Here is a 22,027-nt window from a genome sequence, read left to right as displayed (position 1 = left end):
TAGGCACTGATAATGGAACAGGCTTCAGCCCTGGGCAACCGCCCAGAAGGGTTGTGATTGTAACGAGGCCTTGATCGCGCGGATTGCCTGGTCGATGTCTTCTGCCCGGGTGTAGCGGCCCAGGCTCAGGCGAAGGGTCTGGCGCGCGGCCTGCGGCTCGAGCCCCAGCGCAAGAAGCACGTGGGACGCTGCATTGCTCGCCGAATTGCAGGCTGAGGTCGAAGAAAATGCCAAGGTCTGGGCCAACGTCGAAAAATCGGGAACGTCACCGCCGAAGGTAAGACTCAGGGTATGCGCGATGCGTTGCCCGGCACTGCCGTTGAGCTTCACCCCGGGCACGCTCAGCAACTGATCGAGCAAGCGCTGCTGCAGATGAGCGATGCGCCGGGTTTCGTCTTCAAGCAGCGCCTGGGCCACGGCAAACGCCTCGCCCATGCCGACGATCTGGTGCGTTGCCAGCGTCCCGGAGCGCAGCCCGCCTTCGTGCCCGCCGCCGTGGATCTGCGCTTGCAGCAAGGGCCTGGCGCGCTCTCCTACATACAAGGCGCCAATGCCTTTGGGCCCATAGACCTTGTGCGCGGAAAAGGACATCAAGTCGACCGGCCAGCGGGCCAGGTCGATCGACAGCTTGCCCGCCCCTTGCGCCGCGTCCACATGCAGCAAGGCGCCATGCTGGCGTACAACCTCGGCCAGCGCCGGGATATCGTTGACGGTCCCCAGTTCGTTGTTCACCAGCATCAGTGAAACCAGGAAGGTATCTTCGCGCAGGGCTGCGCGCAGCGCTTCGGTTGTGATCAGGCCCTGGGCGTCGGGCGCGAGCAAGGTCAGCTCGAATCCGTTTTGCTCAAGCTGGCGAACGGTATCGAGCACCGCCTTGTGTTCGATCTGGCTGGTAATGATGTGACCACCCGGGCGCCACTGGGCGAGGCCTTTGAGCGCCAGGTTGTTCGATTCGGTCGCCCCCGAGGTCCAGACGATCTGCCCGGCCTGTGCCCCCACCAGCCCGGCAACCTGGGCACGGGCATTCTCCACGGCCGTGCGCGCGTTCTGCCCGTAGCAATGGGAGCTGGAGGCCGGATTGCCAAAATTGCCCGAGGCGCCCAGACAGCTGACCATGGCCTGGATGACTCGCTCGTCGACCGGTGTCGTGGCGGCGTAGTCGAAATACAGCGGAAGATCGTTCATGACAGCAGGCTCTCTGGTTGTCGTCGCCATGCAAAGCAGACGTTGCCTAAATCCGTGTAGGGAAAGTGCAACGCCATAGTGCACCAGCCACCAATAGAACTATAAATTATCAATTTTCATATTTATATAACCTAAAAACCATCCTTCAGTCACTCACCCTGAACTTCTGCCACTCATAGACTTCACATTCAGTACAGCCCGGCAAGGGAGGATCTGCCCATGCTCCGATCGACAGACCGCAAGCAAGGCGTGGTGCTGCTGGATACCCGTCAAAGTACACCCGAACACGAACACAGTGTGCACCTCAAGCTCGCCGAACGGCTCGCGCAGTTGTTCCACACCGAGGTGGTCAGCCCTGCCCAGCCGCCGACGGCAAACCAGAACTTCTACTACCTGCCCACTGAAACCCTGATCGGTGCCGAACGCTATCGGGCAATGGGCATTGGCGCACCGACCGATCTGTTTGGCGGCCTGGTCAGCCAGCCGTTTATGGCCACCAAGGCGATTTCCCACCCGATTGCGGCCGATGCGCGTTTTCCGCTGGGCTGGAGCAATGATTTCGCCCGGCTGGCCCAGGATGCGCTGCTTCGTGGCTACAGCGTCTTTAGCCTCGACGATGCCCTGCGCGCCGCACAATTGCTGTTGCGCGAGGGGCCCCTGCGCCTCAAGCCGGTACGCGCCACCGCAGGCCGCGGGCAATCCGTGATCGACAACATGAAAGGCCTGGAGCAGGCACTGGGCGCCATGGATGAACAGGAAATAGCCCTCTGGGGCCTGACCCTGGAGGAGAACCTCAGCCAGGTGCAGACCTTCAGCGTCGGCCAGGCCCTGGTCGCCGGCATCCTCTGCAGCTACTACGGCACCCAACAGTTGACCCGCGACCATCAGGGCGAGGAGATCTACGGCGGGTCGGACCTGGTGCTGGTGCGCGGTGACTACGACGACCTGCTGCAACTGCAACTGGAAGATCACCTGCGCCTGGCCATTACCCAGGCCAGGAGCTACGAACAGGCCGCGCTGCAGAGCTTCCCTGGGTTTATTGCCTCACGGCGCAACTATGACGTGGCACGCGGCCTTAACAGCCAGGGCAAGCTGCGCAGCGGCGTGCTCGAACAATCCTGGCGCATCGGTGGTGCCAGCAGTGCCGAGGTACTGGCGCTGCAGGCGTTTGCCGCTGACCCGGCGCTGATGCGCGTGCGCGCCTCCACCCATGAAGCCTTCGACGCGCCTGAGCTGCCCGCCGATGCGACGATTTTCTATCAGGGGGACGACAGTGAACTCGGACGAGTCTGCAAATACGCACGGATCCGCGACTATGACCATCCATAGCGAAGCGATCGAGATTCCGGTCGATGGCGAGAGCATCGCCGGAACCATCGTCAGCCCCAGTGCCAAGGTGCCCGCCATCCTCTTTGTGCACGGCTGGGGTGGCAGCCAGCAACGCGACCTGGCCAGGGCCAAGCAGATCACCGGCCTTGGCTGCGTGTGCATGACCTTCGACCTGCGTGGCCACGAGAAGACCGAAAGCCAGCGCCTGAGTGTTACCCGCGAGCAGAACCTCGCTGACCTGGTTGGCGCCTACGATCGGCTGGTCAGTCATCCGGCAGTCGACAGCAGCGCCATCGCCCTGATCGGCAGCAGCTACGGCGGCTACCTGGCGACCTTGCTTACAGCCTTGCGCCCGGTCAAATGGCTGGCATTGCGGGTGCCGGCGCTGTACTGGGATGAGGAATGGAAGCTGCCCAAACAAGCCCTCGACCGCCAGCGTCTGAGCGACTACCGTCAGCGCCCGCTCGCGCCGGCAGACAACCGTGCACTGGGCGCCTGCGCAGAGTTTGCCGGCGATGTGCTGCTGGTGGAGTCGGAACAGGACGACTTCGTGCCACACAGCACCTTGATGAGTTACCGCTCAGCCTTCGTCAGTGCCCATTCGCTGACCCACCGGATCGTCGACGGCGCCGACCACGCGCTGTCCAGCGACCGCAGCCAGAAGGCCTACAGCTCTATTCTCAGTGCCTGGATCAGCGAAATGGTCATTGGCGCGCGACTTGACCGCTACCCGCATCATTCACCCTGGTACTCCTGAGTCCATAGGCAGTTGGCAGTGCAGCCCGTGCTCGGCTGTACGCGCCAGGCTGCTGAGGGTCTGGAAGGCATTGAAGTTCACGCTTCTGGCCTGGTGCTGGCGAATCAGTTGCAGGAACGGCTCCTGCTCGAAACTGCTGACAGCAGCCTCCCAGGCAGTACGTGACCGCCACTGCAGGTATTGCAATACCCGGCTGCCATCATCGCTGGCCTGGATACTGGCAGCGACCAGGCCGTTGTGCTGCACGGCAAGGTACTCGCTGCGCAGCACCAGCGCCTGGGCCAGCGCGTGTTGACGATCCGGCGCCACCTCGAACTCGATCATCTGGGTAAAACACAGGCTGTTGTCTGAAACCAGCATGAAGCTACTCCCTCTGCCTTTGCACTTGCGGTGCGATGGCAGGCAGGGTAAAACCTCGAGTTAACTAGAGGTCAAGAGAAATCCTGTCATGCCCGATACCGCCCAGAGCGCCCTCAGCGTCGGCCAACTGTCGGCGCGCAGCGGCGTGGCCGTGACCGCCCTGCATTTCTACGAAAGCAAAGGCCTGATCTACAGCACCCGCAGCGCCGGCAACCAGCGCCGCTACCCGCGCGAAACCCTGCGCCGGGTGGCGGTAATCAAGATGGCGCAACGCCTGGGTATTCCCTTGGCCACCATTCATGCCGCGTTGCAAACGCTGCCGGTGGGCCGTGCACCGAGCGTGAAGGACTGGCAACGGCTATCGGAGCAATGGCGCCAGGACCTGACCCGGCGCATCGACAAGCTGATGGTGCTGCGCGACCAGCTCGACGGCTGCATCGGCTGCGGCTGCATGTCGCTGCAAAGCTGCCCGCTGCGCAACTGTGACGACCAGCTCGGCGAACAGGGCCCCGGGCCGCAACTGCTGGAGCCTGGCGCCGAACACGACGACTAACGGCCCGTGCCGGCCAGAAGCTGCGCCAGCGCCTTGGCCTGCAAGGCCACGTCGGTCACCGATGTGCTCTCCCACCACAACCCGCGCAGCGGCGGGCCCATGGCAAACAGCTGCGAACTGTAGCGGCCCTCGCCATCCTGCACCGCGCCCTGGGCGTTTGCGGCGATGCCCAGGGCCAGCGGCCCCGGCTGGATCAGCCGGCGTTGCAGCAAATTCTGCGGCAAGGGCCGGGCCACCCGGCGCCAGTCGTACTCAATACCGGTGGAATTGATCAGGGCGTCGGCGCTGATCCGCTCGACCTGCGTTTGCCCGCGAAAGCGCAGCTTGACCACCGGCAGGCGGTCGGCGCCGGTTTCGACCCCTTGCAACGACGCCGCATGAATCCGCAATCGCCCTGCTTCGATCAACTGCGCCAGCAATGCCGCTCCCGGCGGTGGCGATCGATGATGATGGCTCTCCCACCAAGGCCGCACATGGCGCACGAACTGGCGCTTGTGACGCTCGCTGGCCTGGCTCCAGAGCCTGCCGATATGCACGCGCACGGTGTCCAAGGGCGCCTGCCAGTCGATGCCCTGCTGCTGGGCCAAGCGGCACTGATTGCGCAAGGCCCGCAGCAGTTGCAATGGACTGCGCAGTGACAGGTCCGCAGCGAGAAAATCTTCCCATGCCGGCGGTTGACGACGTACATGAGGTAGCAGGCCGTGGCGGGAAAATACCTCGATCGGGCCGCGATGGCCGGCTGCCTGCAGCGACACCACGGCGTCGACCATGGTCAACCCGGAACCGATAATGACCACCCGGCCGTCCGGGTTGATCGACCGCATGGCCTGGATATCCCAGGGGTCCACACAGGCGCTGTTGAAAGCATTGTCGCCGCGTTGGGGAGTACGCGCGGCGGCAAACATGCCGGTGGCCAGGACGGCCCGGCTGGCGCGCAAGGTCCGACCGTCGGCCAGGCTTACGCTGAGCCCCAGTTCATCCACCGCCAGGTCCAGCGCCTCGGCCTGAACATGCTCAAGCCACGAGCCCTGCTGCGCACCCACCGCCTGCGCCTCGGCCAGGCGCTGACGGACATACACGCCAAACAGCCCGCGAGGCGCAAACAGCTCTGTCACCGGTACCCCTTGCGCGGCCGACTCTGGCCAGCCTCCGGCAGCAATGTGCTGGCCCAGCCACTGGCTCAGGTCATCGGCGTTGTCCGGGTCGACACTCATGCGCGCGGCATTGCCGTTGAGGGTGTGCCCCAGGTGCGTGGCGCTGTAGGCTTCGCCGCGCCCCAGTTCATCGCGTGGCTCGACGACCAGTACACGGCGCTGGCCGGCTTGGCGCAACAGCTGCGCGGCCAGCAGGGCTGCGCTCAGGCCGCCGCCGATGATCAGCACATCGGCCGGCGGACTCTCGGCTTGTTCAGGGGCGCTCATGGCGTTCTCCGTCTTGGTTGCAACGGATAATAGGCAACAAAACGCCAAGTGCGCAGCCCGGCCTGTACCAAAGTAGGATCAAGCCACCACAGCGGTGAGTCGGCGCCGGTAGTCGCTGGGGGCAAGGCCGGTGACCTTGAAGAACACTTTGCGAAACGCGCCCGGGTCCTGATAGCCGACACCCCAGGCGATCTGGTCGATTGAGCGGTTGGTGAACTCAAGCATGCGGCAAGCCCGCCCGACCCTGACCTGCTGGCAGTACTCGGTGGGCTTAAGGCCCGTGGCGCTGCGAAAGCGGCGCAGGAAAGTACGCTGCTCAAGGCCGGCACACGCGGCCATGGCCGCCAGCGACACCTCACGCGCACCACTGCCCTGCAACCAGTGCTGGACCTTGAGCACCGCCTCATCGCCGTGGTCCAGCCGAGGGCTGAAGACGCTGCCGGGGTGCTGCCCGCCGCTGACCCGTTCGACCGCCAGGAACCGCGCAGTCTCCGCCGCCAGGGTTTCGCCCAGGAAACGCTCGACCAGTTTCAGGCCCAGATCGGTCCAGGCCATCAACCCGGCCGAGGTGATGATGTCGCCGTCATCGAGCAGCGGCAGGTTGGCTTCGACCTGCACCTGCGCAAAGCGCTCGGCCAGTGATTGCGCGAAATTCCAGTGGGTGGTCGCCGGGCGCCCGTCCAGCAGGCCGCTGGCGGCGATGAAGAACACCCCGACGCAAACCGACACCAGCAACGCGCCGTCCGCATGCCATTGACGCAGGCTGGCACAGTAGCGATCGAGCAGTTCGGGCGAGGGCGCCTGGGTCAGGCTCGGCGGGATGATCATGGCCCGCAGCGGGTGCAGGCTGCCTGGGTGCGTGTCGAAGGTTACCTGCAGTTGCTGATCAGGCCCCTCGCTCCAATGGCTGACGCGCAATGCGGGCCGCTCCAGCGCCCCCAACTCCAGGCGCAGGCGGTTGGCCACGGCAAACAGATCGGTCAGGCCATGCACGGCGGCCAGTTGCGCGCCGGGATAAACCAGCACGCCAATTTCCAGAGTGTCCTGCGCCGCTGCCATTGTCAGTTTTTCCCGCCAATTTGTCGTTCGCGCCAATCCGCAAGCGCATCGTCCAAGCCTATAACTATCAACACGCCACAACCACTCCCCAACACGAGGCTTTTGACATGAGCAAGCAGGCACTGATCGTCATCGATATCCAGAACGATTACTTCCCCGGCGGCAAATGGACTCTGGATGGTGCCGATGCGGCAGCCGACAACGCCGCCAGCATCCTTGAGGCCGCCCGCGCCCGCGGCGACCTGGTGGTGCATGTACGCCACGAGTTCGAGTCCGAAGACGCGCCGTTCTTCACCCCGGGCTCGCAAGGTGCGCAGATTCACCCCAAGGCCGCCAGCCGCGCAGACGAGCCGGTGCTGCTCAAGCACAAGGTCAATTCGTTCCTGGGTACCGGGCTCAAGCAGTTGCTGGATGAGCAGAACGTCAGCGAGGTCACGGTGATCGGCAGCATGAGCCACATGTGCATCGATGCCGTCAGCCGCGCGGCGGCCGACTACGGCTATGGCGTCACCGTGGTTCACGATGCCTGCGCGACCCGCGCCCTGGAGTTCAACGGCATCAATGTGCCGGCGGCGCAGGTGCATGCAGCCTTTATGGCATCGCTGGCCTTCGCCTACGCCCAGGTGATTTCCACCGAACACTACCTGACCGACACCAAGCGCTGAGTGCCGTGACCCGCCGCGTGCTCAGATCACCACATTGCGCACGAAGCGGGTCGCCACCTCGCCGTCATTGCGATAGGCATAGCGGCGATTGCTGGCAAAGGTGAAGAACTCGCCAGCATTGAGCCGCTGTTGCTGCCCTTCGACCTCCAGGGTCAGGCAGCCTTCGAACACAAACAACTGCTCGCTCCAGCCATCGGCATCGGGCTCGCAGGGGTAGACCTCACCGGGTTCCAGGCGCCACTCCCAGAGTTCGACCTCCCGGGTGGCGGCGGAGCTTGCCAGCAGCACGGCCTTGCTGCCGGGATGCACACCGGCCCAGGCCAGTTCGTTGATGCGGCTCGGGTCGCGGCTATCCGGCGCCTTGATCAAGTCACTGAAGGCAACTTGCAGGGCTTCGGCGATCAGATCGAGGGTGGTCAGGCTGACATTCTTTTCGCCGGCCTCGATGGCCACCAGCATGCGCCGGCTGACCCCGGACTTTTGCGCCAGGGCACTCTGGCTCAACTGGGCAGCATGGCGCAGGCGACGAATGTTCTGGCTGACATGCTGAAGCACCGAGGCGCGTTGAGGGGAATCTTTGTGCACTATATTGCTCATCAATAGGGGTTGCGCAGTATACTGCCCACTTTCGCCGCAATTGTGCGTCGACCCTCTTCCGTGTGCAAGGCCATGACCCCAACGAACCCCGCTGAACGCCCTTCCGTTTCCTTCCGGCTGAGCAAGGCCGAACTGGTGCTGGTGTTTATCACTATGCTCTGGGGCGGCACCTTTTTGCTGGTGCATAACGTGATGACGGTTAGCGGGCCGATGTTCTTCGTGGGTTTGCGCTTTGCCGCCGCGGCCTTGTTCGTCGGTCTGGTGACGGCCCGCTCGCTGCCGGGCCTGACCGCTACCGAACTCAAGGCCGGGGTGTTGATCGGTGTATCGATCATGCTTGGCTACGGCCTGCAGACCGTTGGCCTGCAAACCATCAGCAGCAGCCAGTCGGCATTCATCACCGCCCTTTACGTACCCTTCGTGCCCTTGCTGCAATGGCTGGTGCTGGGCCGCCGCCCGGGCCTGATGCCAAGCCTGGGGATTGGCCTGGCGTTTGCCGGCCTGATGCTGCTGGCAGGCCCCGGTGGTGGTTCGCTGCAGTTCAGTCCTGGGGAAATCGCCACCCTGGTCAGCGCCGTAGCCATTGCCGCAGAAATCATCCTGATCAGCCGCTACGCCGGCCAGGTGGATGTTCGCCGGGTAACCGTCGTGCAACTGGCCACCGCCTCGGTGCTGTCGTTCATGATGGTGGTACCGACCCAGGAGCGCCTGCCGGACTTCTCCTGGCTGTTGCTGCTCAGCGCCGTGGGCCTGGGGGCGATGAGCGCGGTGATCCAGGTGGCGATGAACTGGGCACAGAAATCGGTCTCGCCAACCCGTGCCACGCTGATTTATGCCGGTGAACCGGTGTGGGCCGGCATCGTCGGGCGCATTGCCGGCGAGCGCCTGCCAGGCGTGGCCCTGCTTGGCGGTTTGCTGATCGTCGTCGCCGTGGTGGTCAGCGAGCTGAAGTTTCGCCGCCGTAACCAAGAGCAGACGACTCTCGAGGCCCACGCCGAAGAACGCGAACCGGGCCTGTGATCGACAAATGCAGGCTATCCTTTGAAAAAAACTGTTATAAAAAAAAGGATTGATACAGCGCTCTTGTAGGATTCTGCGACAGCTTGCGGGTTGGTGATCGACCAGTCGCCACGTATGATCCCTTACAAACTCCTGCAGATTAGAAATCTATGTCCTTGATAGTGCTACTGCTTCTGCCGTTCGTCGGCAGCTGCCTGGCGGCTGTCTTGCCGCACAACGCACGCAACAGCGAATCGCTGCTGGCCGGACTGGTCGCCCTGGTGGGCACTGTCCAGGTCGCTTTGATGTACCCGCAGATCGCCCATGGCGGCGTGATCCGTGAAGAATTCCTGTGGCTGCCGAGCCTGGGCCTGAACCTGGTCCTGCGCATGGACGGCTTCGCCTGGCTGTTCTCCTTGCTGGTGCTGGGCATCGGTACCCTGGTGTCGCTGTACGCGCGCTACTACATGTCGCCGCAAGACCCGGTGCCGCGCTTCTTTGCCTTTTTCCTGGCGTTCATGGGTGCCATGCTCGGCCTGGTGATTTCCGGCAACCTGATCCAGATTGTATTCTTCTGGGAACTGACCAGCCTGTTCTCGTTCCTGTTGATCGGCTACTGGCACCATCGCGCCGACGCCCGCCGCGGTGCCTACATGGCCCTGATGGTCACCGGCGCGGGTGGCCTATGCCTGCTGGCGGGGGTACTGCTGCTCGGCCATGTGGTCGGCAGCTACGACCTGGACAAGGTCCTCGCTGCCGGTGAGCAGATTCGCAACCATGCCCTGTATCCCGTCCTGTTACCCCTGATCCTGCTCGGCGCGTTGAGCAAAAGCGCGCAATTCCCCTTCCACTTCTGGCTGCCCCATGCCATGGCGGCGCCCACCCCGGTCTCGGCCTACCTGCACTCGGCGACCATGGTCAAGGCCGGGGTATTCCTGCTGGCGCGGCTGTGGCCGGCGCTCTCCGGCACCGAGGAATGGTTCTGGATCGTCAGCGGCGCCGGCGCCGCCACCCTGGTGCTCGGCGCCTTTGCGGCGATGTTCCAGAACGACCTCAAGGGCCTGCTGGCCTATTCGACCATCAGCCACCTGGGCCTGATCACCCTGCTGCTGGGCCTGAACAGCCCGCTGGCAGCGGTCGCCGCGGTGTTTCACATCCTCAACCATGCCACCTTCAAGGCCTCGCTGTTCATGGCCGCAGGGATCATCGACCACGAAAGCGGCACCCGCGACATCCGCCGCCTCAGCGGTCTGTTCCGGCTCATTCCGTTCACCGCGACCCTGGCCATGGTCGCCAGCGCTGCGATGGCCGGGGTGCCGTTGATGAACGGCTTCCTGTCCAAAGAGATGTTCTTCGCCGAAACCGTATTCATCAGCTCCACCGCCTGGGTCGAAGCGGCCTTGCCGGTCATCGCCACCCTCGCCGGTACCTTCAGCGTTGCCTATGCCTTGCGCTTTACCGTCGACGTGTTCTTCGGCCCGCCGGCCACCGACCTGCCGCACACGCCCCACGAGCCGCCGCGCTGGATGCGCGCGCCGGTCGAATTGCTGGTGATGACCTGCCTGGTGGTCGGTATCTTCCCGGCGCAATCGGTCGGCCCGCTGCTGGCCGCTGCCGCTTTGCCGGTGGTGGGCGGCACCCTGCCCGAGTACAGCCTGGCGATCTGGCACGGCTGGAACGCGCCGCTGATCATGAGCCTGATCGCCATGAGCGGCGGCATCATCCTTTACCTGCTGCTGCGCAACCAGCTCAAGCTCGGGCGCTTCCCGTCGCCGCCGCTGATCGAGCGCTTCAACGGCAAGCGCCTGTTCGAACACGGCCAGGTGCTGATCATGCGCACCGCCCGGCGTTTCGAACGGGTATTCACCACCCGGCGCCTGCAAAAGCAGCTGTTCATGCTGGTGCTGATCGCCCTGCTGGCCGGCCTGCTGCCGATGCTGCACAGCGGCCTGAGCTGGGGTGACCGGCCGAAGATCCCGGGCTCGGGTGTGTTCGTCATGCTCTGGCTGATCGCCATTGCCTGCGCCCTGGGCGCTGCCTGGCAGGCCAAGTACCACCGGCTGGCGGCGCTGACCATGGTCAGTGTCTGCGGCCTGATGACCTGTATTACCTTCGTCTGGTTCTCGGCCCCGGACCTGGCCCTGACCCAACTGGTGGTCGAGGTGGTCACCACGGTGCTGATCCTGCTCGGCCTGCGCTGGCTGCCACGGCGGATCGAAGGCGTCTCGCCGCTGCCGGGCACCCAGGAGCGCGCGCGCCTGCGCCGCCTGCGCGACCTGCTGCTGGCGGTCGGCGTCGGTGGCGGCATGGCGCTGCTGTCCTATGCCATGCTGACCCGCCCGACCCCCAACGACATCTCCTCGTTCTACCTGAGCCGGGCCTTGCCCGAAGGTGGCGGCAGCAACGTGGTCAACGTCATGCTGGTGGACTTCCGCGGCTTCGATACCCTCGGCGAGATCACCGTGCTGGTGGCCGTGGCCCTGGCGGTGTTCGCCCTGCTGCGACGCTTCCGCCCGCCCAAGGAGAGCATGCAGTTGCCGGCGCAGCAGCGCCTGCTGGCCCCGGACGTGGTCACCGACCTGGTCAACCCGCGCCACGCGGCCGACACCGCGCTGGGTTTCATGATGGTGCCGGCGGCGCTGGTGCGCCTGCTGCTGCCAATCGCCCTGGTGGTGTCGATGTACCTGTTCATGCGCGGCCACAACCAGCCAGGCGGCGGTTTCGTCGCCGGCCTGGTAATGTCGGTGGCGTTCATCCTCCAGTACATGGTGGCCGGCACCCAGTGGGTCGAAGCGCAGATGAGCCTGCGACCGCTGCGCTGGATGGGCACCGGGCTGCTCTGCGCGACCCTCACCGGGGTTGGCGCGATGCTGCTCGGCTACCCGTTCCTGACCACCCACACCGCGCACCTGCATTTGCCATTGCTGGGTGACACCCACCTGGCCAGTGCGCTGTTCTTCGATATCGGCGTGTTCACCGTGGTGGTCGGTTCGACCCTGCTGATCCTCACCGCGCTGGCTCACCAGTCGGTGCGTGGTCATCGCCCGGGCAGCCAACAGAAACCCACTCAAGCAGGAGCCGCCTGATGGAAGAAGTCATTGCAATCGCCATTGGCGTGCTCGCCGCCTCCGGGGTCTGGCTGATCCTGCGGCCACGGACCTTCCAGGTGGTAATGGGCCTGTGCCTGCTGTCGTACGGGGTCAACCTGTTCATCTTCAGCATGGGCAGCCTGTTCATCGGCAAGGAGCCGATCATCAAGGACGGCGTGCCCCAGGATCTGCTCAACTACACCGACCCGCTGCCCCAGGCCCTGGTGCTCACCGCGATCGTCATCAGCTTCGCCATGACCGCACTGTTCCTGGTGGTGTTGCTGGCTTCGCGCGGCCTGACCGGGACCGACCATGTCGATGGCCGGGAGCCTAACGAATGAGTGCGATGAACCAACTGATCGTCGCACCCATCCTGCTGCCGTTGCTGACCGCAGCGCTGATGCTGCTGCTCGGGGAAAAACGCCGACCGCTCAAGGCGCGCATCAACCTGATCTCCAGCCTGCTCGGCCTGGGTATCGCCATTACCCTGTTGCTATGGGTGCAAGGTCAGGGCCAGGCCAGCTCGATTGGCGTCTACTTGCCCGGCAACTGGCCGGCGCCGTTCGGCATCGTGCTGGTGGTCGACCGTCTATCGGCCCTGATGCTGGTACTCACCGGCATCGTCGGGGTCAGCGCCCTGGTGTTCGCCATGGCCCGCTGGGACCGCGCCGGCGCCAGCTTCCACGCGCTGTTCCAGATCCAGCTGATGGGCCTGTATGGCGCCTTCCTGACCGCCGACCTGTTCAACCTGTTCGTGTTCTTTGAAGTGTTGCTGGCGGCCTCCTACGGCCTGATGCTGCATGGTTCGGGGCGCGCGCGGGTCAAGGCCGGCCTGCACTACATCGCCATCAACCTGCTGGCCTCGTCACTGTTTTTGATCGGTGCGGCGATGCTCTACGGCGTCACCGGCACCCTGAACATGGCCGACCTGGCCCTGAAAATCCCGCTGGTACCGGAGGCCGATCGCGGCCTGCTACACGCCGGCGCGGCGATCCTGGCCACGGCGTTCCTGGCCAAGGCCGGGATCTGGCCACTGAACTTCTGGCTGGTGCCGGCCTATTCGTCGGCCAGCGCACCGGTGGCCGCGCTGTTCGCGATCATGACCAAGGTCGGCTTCTATACCGTACTGCGCCTGTGGACCTTGCTGTTTTCCGGACAGGCCGGTGCTTCGGCGTTCTTTGGTGGCGACTGGCTGATCTACGGCGGCCTCGCCACCCTGGGCTGCGCGGCGGTGTCGATACTGGCCGCGCAGCGCCTGGAGCGCATGGCCAGCCTGAGCATCCTGGTCTCGGCCGGCACCTTGCTGGCGGCCATCGGCTTCGGCCAGGCAACCCTGACCGCCGCCGCGCTGTTCTACCTGGTCAGCTCGACCCTGGCGCTGTGTGCGCTGTTTTTGCTGGCTGAGCTGATCGAGCGCTCGCGCTCGGCCAACGAAATTCCTCTGGACGATGAAGGCGACGGCCTGCCCTCGCCCGTCGAGTCGCTGCACCCACCCAAAGGCATCAACCTCGATGACGAACAGAAAGCGGTGATCGGCCAGGTGATCCCCTGGACCATGGCCTTCCTCGGCTTGAGCTTTATCGCCTGCGCCCTGCTGATCATCGGCATGCCGCCGCTGTCGGGCTTTATCGGCAAGCTCAGCCTGATCAGCGCACTGTTCAACCCGCAAGGGCTGGGTGTGGCGCCGCAGCAGCCGTTGAGTGTCGCCGGCTGGATATTGGTGGCGTTGCTGGTGCTCTCCGGCATGGCTTCGCTGATCGCCATGACCCGCGTCGGCATCCAGCGCTTCTGGACCCCGCAGGAGCGCCCTTCGCCGCTGCTACGCCGCTTTGAGTGCATCCCCATCGTGGTGCTGCTGGGCTTGTGCGTGCTGCTCAGCCTGCGCGCCGAGCCGTTGCTGCGTTATACCCAGGACACCGCCGCCAGCCTGCAGGACCCCGAGCAATACGTCAGCGCCGTGCTCGGCACCCGACCGATTCCGGGGCCGACCAGCCTGGCCGCCAGCACCGAGGTGCAGCCATGAAGCGCCTGTTCCCTGCCCCGCTGCTGTCGCTGTCGCTGTGCCTGCTGTGGCTGCTGCTGAACCTCTCGGTAAGCCCGGGCAACCTGCTGCTGGGCGCCCTGCTCGGCGTTGTTGCGCCACTGCTGATGGCGCCGCTGCGCCCGCTGCAGGTACGCATTCGCCGCCCGGGCACCATCGTGCGCCTGATCCTGCGGGTCGGCGTCGATGTGCTGGTGTCCAACCTGCAGGTCGCCCGCGGCGTGTGGTCGGCCAAGCGCCGTCCGCCGCGCTCGCGCTTCGTGCACATTCCCCTGGAACTGCGTGACGCCCACGGCCTGGCCGCTTTGTCGATGATCACCACGGTGGTCCCAGGGACCATCTGGTCGGAGCTGGCACTGGATCGCAGCGTGCTTTTGCTGCATGTGTTCGATCTGGAGGACGAGGCGCAGTTCATCGAGCACTTCAAGCACACCTATGAACGCCCGCTGATGGAGATCTTCGAATGACTGGCCTGCTTGCCAATGCCATTCTCGCCAGCCTGTTCATCTTCGCCCTGGCCATGGCCCTGACCCTGTGGCGGCTGTTTCGCGGCCCTTCGGCGCAGGACCGGGTCCTGGCACTGGACTACCTGTATATCCTGGCCATGCTGATGATGCTGGTGCTGGGTATCCGCTACGCCAGCGACACCTATTTCGAAGGGGCACTGCTGATCGCGCTGTTCGGCTTTGTCGGCTCCTTCGCCCTGGCTAAATTCCTTCTGCGTGGCGAGGTGATCGAATGATCAATGCCAATGAATTGCCGTTGTGGGTCGAGGTGCTGGTGGCCGTGTTGCTGCTGCTCAGCAGCCTGTTCGCCCTGAGCGGTGCGGTCGGCCTGATTCGCCTGAAGGACTTCTTCCAGCGCATGCACCCGCCAGCACTGGCCTCGACCCTGGGCGCCTGGTGCGTGGCCCTGGCCTCGATCCTGTACTTCTCGATGCTCAAGGAGTCACCGGTGCTGCATGCCTGGCTGATTCCGGTCCTGCTGTCGATCACCGTGCCGGTCACCACCCTGCTGCTGGCGCGCGCTGCATTGTTTCGCAAGCGCATGGCCGGGCATGATGTACCTGAAGAAGTCAGCAGTGGCCGCGACCGCGGCAACTGAACTCAGCCGCTGAGCTGCTGCAGCTCGCGGCGGACCATGGCGGCGTACTCGGGCGGGCTCAACTGGTAGAGCTGAGTGGCGACCCAGGCAAACCAGGCGCCTTGCAACTGCGGGCGCTGCGACAGCCACTGTTCGGCCAGGGCACGGGCCTGGGCCTGGTGCCGGGCATGAAAGTCGGCGCGGCTGGTGCGCTCGGCGGATGCGCTCACTCGCTGGCCTTGAAAGTGGTCAGCTCACCCTTCTGCCATTTGGCAACCTTGCGGGTCACGGCCTTGAGGGTCTTGCTCAAGCCTTCCTGCAACTGCTCGTGGGCGGCGAACACCAACACCACGCCCTGGCCTTCCTTGAAGACAATACCTTCGCCTTCAGGCACCGAGACAAAGGCATAGTCACCCAGGCCATACACCGTCAGTTTGATTTCGCGAAAACGGATTTCCAGCTTGCCACCTTCGCGGCTGGGCAACACTGCGGCGCGAAAATGATCGCCAACCTTGAGCTCCAGACGCTGCTTGTCATCCACCACCAATGCGGTTTCAGTATCGATCTCGGCCATGTACAGACCTTCCGCGTTTTGTTCGGTGACGTAAACAAAACGCGATTGAAACTGTTTGACCAGTTTCGCCCTGAGGTCGCCCAGAACAAACAGGGCATGTGTATCAAGATTGCTGACTGCCAAAGAAGAATTCCTCAAAAACCGATTACACGCCGCTCCCCCCGCAGGCCGTGAGGCAGCCGCAAGGCAACGGTACTTCAATTCGAAGTCTGAAAGACTAGTGGATTTGTGCATGAAAAGTCTGTGCAGACTGGCAAAGCAACCCGCAGGAATATTTACCCATTACTGCAAGCTTTAGTCAGTTTGCAGATTTTCAGCAGATTTCCTTAAACGGAGACGCTTTTTCTGACAGCACTACCGCAACAAAAGTGCGATAGATGAGAGCAAGCCCTTTAGCAGGACGGGCTCCTGGAAATCATCCACAGAACACAGGGAAGCGAATATGCACGAAAACACCGAATTCCGTCGAGAGCCTAAAGGCGTTTCCTACAGAGAATATGCTGTTCACTCACACAACAGCACCCCACGCTTCGTGGTAGTACCGGCCGGCATCGGCTTCTTTCACATCACCGAACAGGCCACCGGACGCGTCAGGGGCTTTCGCCGCGAGCATACCGAAGCCTGTGCCCTGGCCCGTCACCTGGAAAACTGACCGGCGCCTGGCTCAACCGGCCTGACGCGCAACGGCGGGCCGGTCAGCCCCATGCAACTGCTCCAGCCAGGCCGCCTGGCATTCCTGAGCTTCATTACGGCTGGCGAAGGCCGTACCTCGTCGTTCACCGTTGACCAGCACTACCCAGCACGCCCGCTTGCCCAGCGCCTGTAGCGACGCAGGCACGCCGCTGCCAATCATCACTGCAACATCGACTTGGCTATTCATCATTCCCTCCGGAATTTATTAGCAACCTAACGATGTGCGTATGATAAGACCTGGGCGCTCAGGGAAAAAGCTATCCCCGGCATAGCTGTTTTACATTGCAGGTAACAAAACCGCTCAACCCTGCTGCGGCCGGTAGCCCAGACGCAAGCCTCCCCAATGCCTGCCCTGCACCAGGATCGGTACCGACAGGTCGTGCATCAGTTCACCGGTATCGCGGGTATAGGTTTGCAACAACACCGGCTGTTGATGGCTGCCGCAGCGAATGCCGGTACGGTCGTCGAACTTGCGCTTGCTGCGATTGTGCGCGGTATCCAGGGCCGGGTCGCCGGTCAACGGCTGATTGAAGGCAGTGTTGTGGGTGGGCACGTAGCCCTGCTGGGTACAGGCGATAGCAAACACCAGGCCCTCATGCAGCTTGAGCAACGGCTCCTGGATTGCCGGCAGGACCTGGTCGGTATAGTGATCAAAGCGGGTGCGAAAACGGGCCGGCGACGTGCCGGGGATTTGCTGGTAGTGGCGGTCGAACAAGTCCTCGAGACTGATGCGCCCTTGGGCAATATCGCTCTCGAACTGTTCGCCAATTCGCTGCGCGCCTTGGCGGGCGAGGTCGTAAACACGCTGGTGATAGTCATCCAGGCCCACTTCGGCAAGACGCTCGCTGATGCTTTCAGCCTGCCCTTCCAGTTGCACTGCGGCCTGGGCCAGGCGCTGGGTTTGCTGGTCGCTGACCTGCAGGTCGCTGCGCATGCGCTCCACGGCCTCGAACAGGCTGTCCAGTTGCAGGCGGTTGGTCTCGGTGCCCTCGGCGATCTCGCCGATCTGCTGCTCGACCCCGGCAGCCAGCCCGGCAATGCTGTCCAGTTGCTCGCCGGTGTGTTCGACCTGGTCGACCCCGCTGTGCAGGTCATCGGACAGTTCGCGAATCTGCTCGACCACCTGCGCCGTACGCTGCTGGATATCGGCGACCATCTGCCCGACCTCTTCGGTAGCGCTGGCGGTGCGCCCGGCCAGGCCGCGGACCTCGTCGGCGACCACGGCAAAGCCACGCCCATGGTCACCCGCCCGGGCGGCTTCGATGGCAGCGTTGAGGGCCAGCAGGTTGGTCTGGCTGGCGATGGTCTGGATGACCAGGGTTACCCGGGCAATGTCCTCGCTGCGCTGGTGCAGCGCCTCGATCAGTTCACGGCTGGCGGTAGCCCGCTCGCTCAGGTGATGCATGCGCTGGATCGACTCGGCCAGCACCGTGCGTCCGGCGGCGCTGCTTTCATGAGCACTGCGGGCAGCGACCAGGGCCTGTTGGCTCAACTGCGAGGTGGCCTTCTCGGTGCCGATCATCACTTCGGCGCTGCTGACGATCTGCGCAGCGGCATCCAGTTGCGATTGCAGCTTGCCGGCCAACTGTTGCACCGAGAACGCCACTCCGGCCGCCGACAGTGCATTGTCGCTGGTGGTTCGGGCCAGGTCGCGGGTCAGCTCGGCCAGCGGCTCGCGGGTTTGCTGCACGACAATCGTCGCCTTGCGCAAGCGCGGTAGCCACAGCGCCAGCAAGGCCAGCGGCAGGCCGATATAGAACGAAAGCCCGGCAAACGCCATAGCTGCCAGCAACCCTGCCAGCACCAGGCTTTGCAAAACCGTATCTGACCACGGCGCAACGGCGAACGGCGCAGCTTGCCCTTCAACCACGGCGCCAGGCAGAGATCCTTCTCGCATCATGTTTTGGCTCCATCGCAGCACGTCTTGTTGTGCGGCCATTAAACGCCACTATTAGGCCATTAGCCATGCTTCCTTGGGTGTAAGACCGGTGCCCTTGATACAGGGCAAGAAAAGCAAAACCCCCGAAGATCGCTCTGCGGGGGTTTGCGGTGACACCTGCGCGGGTCAGGCCTGGCGCTGGTGCTTGTCGATCTGCTCGTGACGCTCTTGAGCTTCGATGCAGTACTTGGTGGTCGGGCTGATCAGCAGGCGCTTGAGGCCGATCGGCTCGCCGCTGTCGTCGCACCAGCCGAAGCTCTCGTCAGCAATACGGCCCAGGGCCATTTCCAGCTGCGGCAGCAGGCGCTGGTCACGGTCGATGGTATTGACCAACCAATGGCGCTCTTCTTCGACCGAGGCGGCATCGGCAGGATCGGCAGGCGTGTCCAGGCTTTCGATGGTTACACGGCTTTGCTCGATGCGCTCATGGATTTCGACCTTCATCTGCTGCAGCAGCGAGGTGAAGAAAGCCAGTTGCTCAGCGTTCATGTAGTCATCGGCCGGCATGGCCAGCAACTTTTCCTTTGTCATTGATTTCTCTATAAAAAATACGTGCATTAAGGCGAATCGGGTGCTCCTGGCGAACAGCTCGCCAGCAGCGGAATTCTTCAAGCACCATCCGGCACTCAATTTACAGGGGGCGGCAGTCTAAGGCCGAGATTCACACTGGGCAACAGAAATGACGGTGCAAATGACTGAAAAGGCCCTGCAGGCCCTCCCCCGGCGCTGGTTTATAACAAAAAAACCGCGGCGCAGGCGCTTTCCCGGGGACAAACGGTCATTCTCCGACAAAAACCTTGTAACAAAGATCCCCTCAACCGAGCAACTGGCTCAACACCGCGCGCAACTTGCCAGGCTTCACCGGCTTGTTCAGCAAGGGTGCGCCCAGGCGCTGCATGGCTCGGCGGCTCTGGTCGCTGCGGTCAGCGGTGATCATCACGGCAAAGATGCTGCAGGCGAAATGGCGACGCAAATCGCGCACCACCTCGCAACCGGTTACGCCGTGGTCCAGATGGAAATCTGCCAGGATCAGCTCCGGCGCCCGGCCGTCGAGCACCACCAGGGCGCTGGCATAGTCGCTGGCGGTAAGCACCTCGCAGCCCCATTGCTGCAGCAGCGCGGCCATGCTTTGCTGGATGCTCAGCTCATTGTCCAGAACCAAAAGCCGGCGCCCTGGCAACGGGTCGCCAACACTGGGCAGCACCAGCGTCGATGGCGGCAACTCACTGGGCTGCTCACTCGACAATGGCACATCGATGCTGAACACCGAGCCGCGTCCCGGCCATGAGCGGACCTGCACCGGGTAATCAAGAATGCGCGCGATCCGCTCGACAATCGCCAGCCCCAGCCCGACGCCTTTGCGATCAGCGGCGCGGCCAACATCCAGCTGGTTGAATTCAAGAAAGATCGACTGCAATCGATCGGCGGCAATGCCACGGCCGCTGTCCCAGACTTCCAGACGCAGGTACTCGCCCCGGCGCCGCGCGCCGAGCAGAATGCTTCCGTGCTCGGTGTAGCGGCAGGCATTGCTGAGGAAGTTGCGCAGGATCCGTGTGAGCAGGCGCAGGTCGGTGCGTACCGCCAGGCGCGCGCTGCGCAGGCGCAGGCTGAGCCCAGCCGCTTCGGCCACGGGCTGGAACTCCGAGGCCAGCGGCGCCAGCACTTCATCCAGGCGGTACAGGTCGAGGTCGGGCTTGATCGCCGCCTGGTCCAGCCGCGAGATATCCAGCAGGTCGGTGAGCAGGTCCTCCGCGCCTTCCAGGGCCTGGTGGGCACGCTCGACCAGTTGCTGTTCACTCTTCGCTAGCGATCGCTCGCGCAAGGTCGAGATCAGCAGCCGGGCGGCATTGAGCGGTTGCAGTAGGTCGTGGCTGGCCGCCGCCAGGTACTTGTCCTTGCTGCGATTGGCCGCCTGAGCGGCGTCGCGCGCCTCGATCAGCTCATTGGTGCGCTCGGCGACCCGCTGCTCGAGCTGGTCGTTAAGTTGCTGCAGGCGCGCCTGGGCCTGCTTGCGTTCGGTGATGTCGGCGACAAAGCCTTCGACCACGCCCTCTTCGTCGGGGCGCAGCAGCAGGTTCATCAGCACGTCGATATGGCTGCCATCTCGCCGGCGTAGCTGGGTCTCATAGCCGATCAGCGCCTGCTCGCGCTGCAGTACCTGGGCGATGGCCAGCAGTTCATCCTGGCCGCCGGCGAACAGATGGCTGGCCAGGTCGTTGCGCGACAGCACCAGGGCCTGGGCGTCGACATACCCGAGCATGCGCGCCAGCGCCGGGTTGGCGGCGCGCATGCCATCTTCGAGGCTGGCCTGGAAGATACCGTGCACGGCGTGCTCGAACAGCCACTTATAGCGATTGCGCTCGGCTTCCAGCTCTTCCAGGCGCACCGCCAGTTCCGGGTAATGACTCTTGCGTACGGTGTGGTTGCTCAGCCCCAGCAGCCCGGCCAGGGCATCGCCCACCGGTTCAGAGGGCCTCGCCATACACCACCTCGACGTCGCGCTGGCTGGAGCTGCGCGGGTTGGTGAGGATGCACGGGTCATCCATGGCGTGCTGGGACAGGAATGGAATATCACTGAGGCCAACGCCATGCAGGCCGAGGGTTTCATGAAAGCCCACGGCGCGCTTGAGGGCGATCAGGTGCTCGACCAGACGCTGGCTGATCTGCTTGTGGCTCAGGCCCCGGCAATCGATGCCCAGGGTTTGCGCAATCACCTTGAACCGCTCTGGCGCGGCGCTGTAGTTGAACGCCACCACATGCTCGACCAGCACCGCATTGCACAGCCCATGGGGCAAGTCGAGAAAGCCACCCAGGCTGTGGGACATGGCATGCACGGCGCCGAGAATCGCGTTAGAGAACGCCAGCCCCGCCTGCATGCTGCCGAGCATGATCTTCTCGCGCAGGGCGATGTCGTCGGGGTTGGCGATCATCTGCACCAGGTTGCCGTCGATCAGGCGCATGGCCTCCAGCGCATGGGGGTCGGTCAGCGGCCCGTGGCCGGTCGAGACGAACGCCTCGATGGCATGCACCAGGGCATCGATGCCGGTACAGGCGGAGAGGAACGGGTCCATGCTCAGGGTGGTCTCAGGATCGATCAACGACACATCCGGCACCACCGCCTTGCTGACGATGGAAAACTTCATGCGTTCCTGCTGGTTGGAGATGATCACGAACTGGGAAACGTCGGCGGAGGTACCGGCGGTGGTCGGGATCAGGATCAGCGGCGGGCTTGGCACGCGAATGGTGTCGACCCCTTCGAACTCGAGAATGTGCCGGCCATGTGCAACCACGATGCCGATGCCCTTGGCGCAATCCATCGGGCTGCCGCCACCGACGGCGACGATCACGTCGCACTGTTCGCTGCGGTAGCGCTCGGCGCCGGCCATTACCTCTTCAACCCGCGGGTTGGGGGATACCTCGGTGTACAGGCAGTAATCGATGCCCAGGCCCTGCAGGCTGGCTTCGATATCGCCTACCCAGCCGGCGGCGATCACGCCGGGGTCACTGACCAGCAGAACCTTGCGCGCGCCGAAGGTCTTGGCGTAGTTGGCGACATGATGCCGGCAACCGGCGCCGAAGATGATTTCCGGGGAGACGAACTTGCGCAACTGGCTCAGCTTCGGGCTCATGGGACGCCTCTGTTCTTGTTGTAATAGCGCCAGCCTAAAGCATCCCGCATCGAT

Annotated in this window: 24 protein-coding genes; 12 read left to right on the top strand and 12 right to left on the bottom strand. The window is 63.8% G+C overall.

Annotation, left to right across the window (positions count from 1 at the left end):
- Window positions 1–24: 24 nt before the first annotated feature.
- Window positions 25–1,185 (bottom strand): cysteine desulfurase family protein, encoded by a 1,161-nt coding sequence (locus LOY37_RS09280; protein ID WP_258716693.1) that lies wholly within the window; start codon window positions 1,183–1,185, stop codon window positions 25–27.
- Window positions 1,186–1,404: 219 nt separating this feature from the next.
- On the opposite strand from LOY37_RS09280, the gene LOY37_RS09275 reads away from it, so the two are divergent.
- Together LOY37_RS09275 and LOY37_RS09270 are read left to right on the top strand one after the other, a co-directional pair.
- On the top strand, window positions 1,405–2,514 hold the full coding sequence (locus tag LOY37_RS09275; RefSeq protein WP_258716692.1) for a DUF3182 family protein: 1,110 nt from the start codon (window positions 1,405–1,407) through the stop codon (window positions 2,512–2,514).
- The gene (locus tag LOY37_RS09270) at window positions 2,501–3,271 is read left to right on the top strand and encodes a S9 family peptidase (RefSeq protein ID WP_045202044.1); all 771 of its coding nucleotides are present in this window, start codon (window positions 2,501–2,503) and stop codon (window positions 3,269–3,271) included. Before LOY37_RS09275 ends, LOY37_RS09270 begins: the two co-directional genes overlap by 14 nt.
- On the opposite strand, the gene LOY37_RS09265 is transcribed toward LOY37_RS09270, so the two are convergent.
- Window positions 3,254–3,631: an antibiotic biosynthesis monooxygenase gene (locus LOY37_RS09265; RefSeq protein ID WP_093385094.1), complete on the bottom strand. Its 378-nt coding sequence runs from the start codon at window positions 3,629–3,631 to the stop codon at window positions 3,254–3,256. The two genes, LOY37_RS09270 and LOY37_RS09265, sit on opposite strands and share 18 nt — an antisense overlap.
- An 88-nt stretch (window positions 3,632–3,719) precedes the next feature.
- On the opposite strand from LOY37_RS09265, the gene soxR reads away from it, so the two are divergent.
- The gene (soxR, locus tag LOY37_RS09260) at window positions 3,720–4,184 is read left to right on the top strand and encodes a redox-sensitive transcriptional activator SoxR (protein WP_093385099.1); all 465 of its coding nucleotides are present in this window, start codon (window positions 3,720–3,722) and stop codon (window positions 4,182–4,184) included.
- On the opposite strand, the gene LOY37_RS09255 is transcribed toward soxR, so the two are convergent.
- Both LOY37_RS09255 and LOY37_RS09250 read right to left on the bottom strand, forming a co-directional pair.
- The gene (locus tag LOY37_RS09255; RefSeq protein WP_258716691.1) at window positions 4,181–5,605 is read right to left on the bottom strand and encodes an FAD/NAD(P)-binding protein; all 1,425 of its coding nucleotides are present in this window, start codon (window positions 5,603–5,605) and stop codon (window positions 4,181–4,183) included. The genes soxR and LOY37_RS09255 overlap by 4 nt on opposite strands.
- Window positions 5,606–5,683: 78 nt before the next feature.
- On the bottom strand, window positions 5,684–6,664 hold the full coding sequence (locus LOY37_RS09250) for a GlxA family transcriptional regulator (RefSeq protein WP_093385108.1): 981 nt from the start codon (window positions 6,662–6,664) through the stop codon (window positions 5,684–5,686).
- A 107-nt stretch (window positions 6,665–6,771) separates the two neighbouring features.
- Between LOY37_RS09250 and LOY37_RS09245 the strand changes: the two genes are divergently transcribed.
- Window positions 6,772–7,329, top strand: coding sequence for a cysteine hydrolase family protein (locus tag LOY37_RS09245; RefSeq protein WP_258716690.1), 558 nt, complete (start codon window positions 6,772–6,774; stop codon window positions 7,327–7,329).
- Window positions 7,330–7,350: 21 nt separating this feature from the next.
- Here the strand turns inward: LOY37_RS09245 and LOY37_RS09240 are convergent, their stop codons facing one another.
- Window positions 7,351–7,914: a helix-turn-helix domain-containing protein gene (locus tag LOY37_RS09240; protein ID WP_258716689.1), complete on the bottom strand. Its 564-nt coding sequence runs from the start codon at window positions 7,912–7,914 to the stop codon at window positions 7,351–7,353.
- An 84-nt stretch (window positions 7,915–7,998) separates the two neighbouring features.
- Between LOY37_RS09240 and LOY37_RS09235 the strand changes: the two genes are divergently transcribed.
- From LOY37_RS09235 to LOY37_RS09205, 7 genes are all read left to right on the top strand, one after another.
- Window positions 7,999–8,946 (top strand): DMT family transporter, encoded by a 948-nt coding sequence (locus tag LOY37_RS09235; protein ID WP_258716688.1) that lies wholly within the window; start codon window positions 7,999–8,001, stop codon window positions 8,944–8,946.
- Between the two features lie 149 nt (window positions 8,947–9,095).
- Window positions 9,096–12,011 (top strand): monovalent cation/H+ antiporter subunit A, encoded by a 2,916-nt coding sequence (locus LOY37_RS09230; RefSeq protein WP_213601946.1) that lies wholly within the window; start codon window positions 9,096–9,098, stop codon window positions 12,009–12,011.
- Window positions 12,011–12,355, top strand: a complete 345-nt coding sequence (locus LOY37_RS09225) for a Na+/H+ antiporter subunit C (RefSeq protein WP_010224297.1) — start codon at window positions 12,011–12,013, stop codon at window positions 12,353–12,355. Before LOY37_RS09230 ends, LOY37_RS09225 begins: the two co-directional genes overlap by 1 nt.
- Complete coding sequence (locus tag LOY37_RS09220; RefSeq protein WP_258716687.1) at window positions 12,352–14,037, top strand: monovalent cation/H+ antiporter subunit D; 1,686 nt, start codon at window positions 12,352–12,354, stop codon at window positions 14,035–14,037. Before LOY37_RS09225 ends, LOY37_RS09220 begins: the two co-directional genes overlap by 4 nt.
- Window positions 14,034–14,522, top strand: a complete 489-nt coding sequence (locus tag LOY37_RS09215) for a Na+/H+ antiporter subunit E (protein WP_258716686.1) — start codon at window positions 14,034–14,036, stop codon at window positions 14,520–14,522. Before LOY37_RS09220 ends, LOY37_RS09215 begins: the two co-directional genes overlap by 4 nt.
- On the top strand, window positions 14,519–14,797 hold the full coding sequence (locus LOY37_RS09210) for a K+/H+ antiporter subunit F (RefSeq protein ID WP_038996132.1): 279 nt from the start codon (window positions 14,519–14,521) through the stop codon (window positions 14,795–14,797). Before LOY37_RS09215 ends, LOY37_RS09210 begins: the two co-directional genes overlap by 4 nt.
- Window positions 14,794–15,159: a Na+/H+ antiporter subunit G gene (locus LOY37_RS09205; protein WP_045202065.1), complete on the top strand. Its 366-nt coding sequence runs from the start codon at window positions 14,794–14,796 to the stop codon at window positions 15,157–15,159. The genes LOY37_RS09210 and LOY37_RS09205 overlap by 4 nt, the downstream gene beginning before the upstream one ends.
- 2 nt (window positions 15,160–15,161) lie before the next feature.
- Here the strand turns inward: LOY37_RS09205 and LOY37_RS09200 are convergent, their stop codons facing one another.
- Together LOY37_RS09200 and LOY37_RS09195 are read right to left on the bottom strand one after the other, a co-directional pair.
- On the bottom strand, window positions 15,162–15,368 hold the full coding sequence (locus LOY37_RS09200) for a hypothetical protein (RefSeq protein ID WP_045202068.1): 207 nt from the start codon (window positions 15,366–15,368) through the stop codon (window positions 15,162–15,164).
- The gene (locus LOY37_RS09195) at window positions 15,365–15,835 is read right to left on the bottom strand and encodes a hypothetical protein (RefSeq protein ID WP_045202070.1); all 471 of its coding nucleotides are present in this window, start codon (window positions 15,833–15,835) and stop codon (window positions 15,365–15,367) included. Before LOY37_RS09195 ends, LOY37_RS09200 begins: the two co-directional genes overlap by 4 nt.
- A gap of 319 nt (window positions 15,836–16,154) precedes the next feature.
- On the opposite strand from LOY37_RS09195, the gene LOY37_RS09190 reads away from it, so the two are divergent.
- On the top strand, window positions 16,155–16,364 hold the full coding sequence (locus LOY37_RS09190) for a hypothetical protein (RefSeq protein WP_045202071.1): 210 nt from the start codon (window positions 16,155–16,157) through the stop codon (window positions 16,362–16,364).
- A 12-nt stretch (window positions 16,365–16,376) separates the two neighbouring features.
- Here LOY37_RS09190 and LOY37_RS09185 read toward each other — a convergent pair whose 3' ends face one another.
- The 5 genes from LOY37_RS09185 to ercA form a co-directional block, all read right to left on the bottom strand.
- Complete coding sequence (locus tag LOY37_RS09185; protein ID WP_258716685.1) at window positions 16,377–16,592, bottom strand: hypothetical protein; 216 nt, start codon at window positions 16,590–16,592, stop codon at window positions 16,377–16,379.
- A gap of 114 nt (window positions 16,593–16,706) precedes the next feature.
- Window positions 16,707–17,927 carry a methyl-accepting chemotaxis protein gene (locus LOY37_RS09180; RefSeq protein ID WP_408980724.1) on the bottom strand — a complete coding sequence of 407 codons (1,221 nt, stop codon included), beginning with the start codon at window positions 17,925–17,927 and terminating at the stop codon, window positions 16,707–16,709.
- Window positions 17,928–18,470: 543 nt separating this feature from the next.
- A complete protein-coding gene (locus LOY37_RS09175; protein ID WP_045202077.1) occupies window positions 18,471–18,875 on the bottom strand; it encodes a TraR/DksA C4-type zinc finger protein in 405 nt (134 codons plus the stop codon).
- Window positions 18,876–19,158: 283 nt separating this feature from the next.
- On the bottom strand, window positions 19,159–20,826 hold the full coding sequence (locus tag LOY37_RS09170) for a hybrid sensor histidine kinase/response regulator (RefSeq protein ID WP_258716683.1): 1,668 nt from the start codon (window positions 20,824–20,826) through the stop codon (window positions 19,159–19,161).
- Window positions 20,810–21,973: an alcohol dehydrogenase-like regulatory protein ErcA gene (gene ercA / locus LOY37_RS09165; protein ID WP_045202081.1), complete on the bottom strand. Its 1,164-nt coding sequence runs from the start codon at window positions 21,971–21,973 to the stop codon at window positions 20,810–20,812. Before ercA ends, LOY37_RS09170 begins: the two co-directional genes overlap by 17 nt.
- Window positions 21,974–22,027: the final 54 nt, after the last annotated feature.

The sequence above is a fragment of the Pseudomonas sp. B21-012 genome (assembly GCF_024749305.1).
GTDB lineage: Bacteria > Pseudomonadota > Gammaproteobacteria > Pseudomonadales > Pseudomonadaceae > Aquipseudomonas.
The sequence above is the reverse complement of the archived record's forward strand: the minus strand, read 5'-3'. Positions and strand labels throughout refer to the sequence as shown.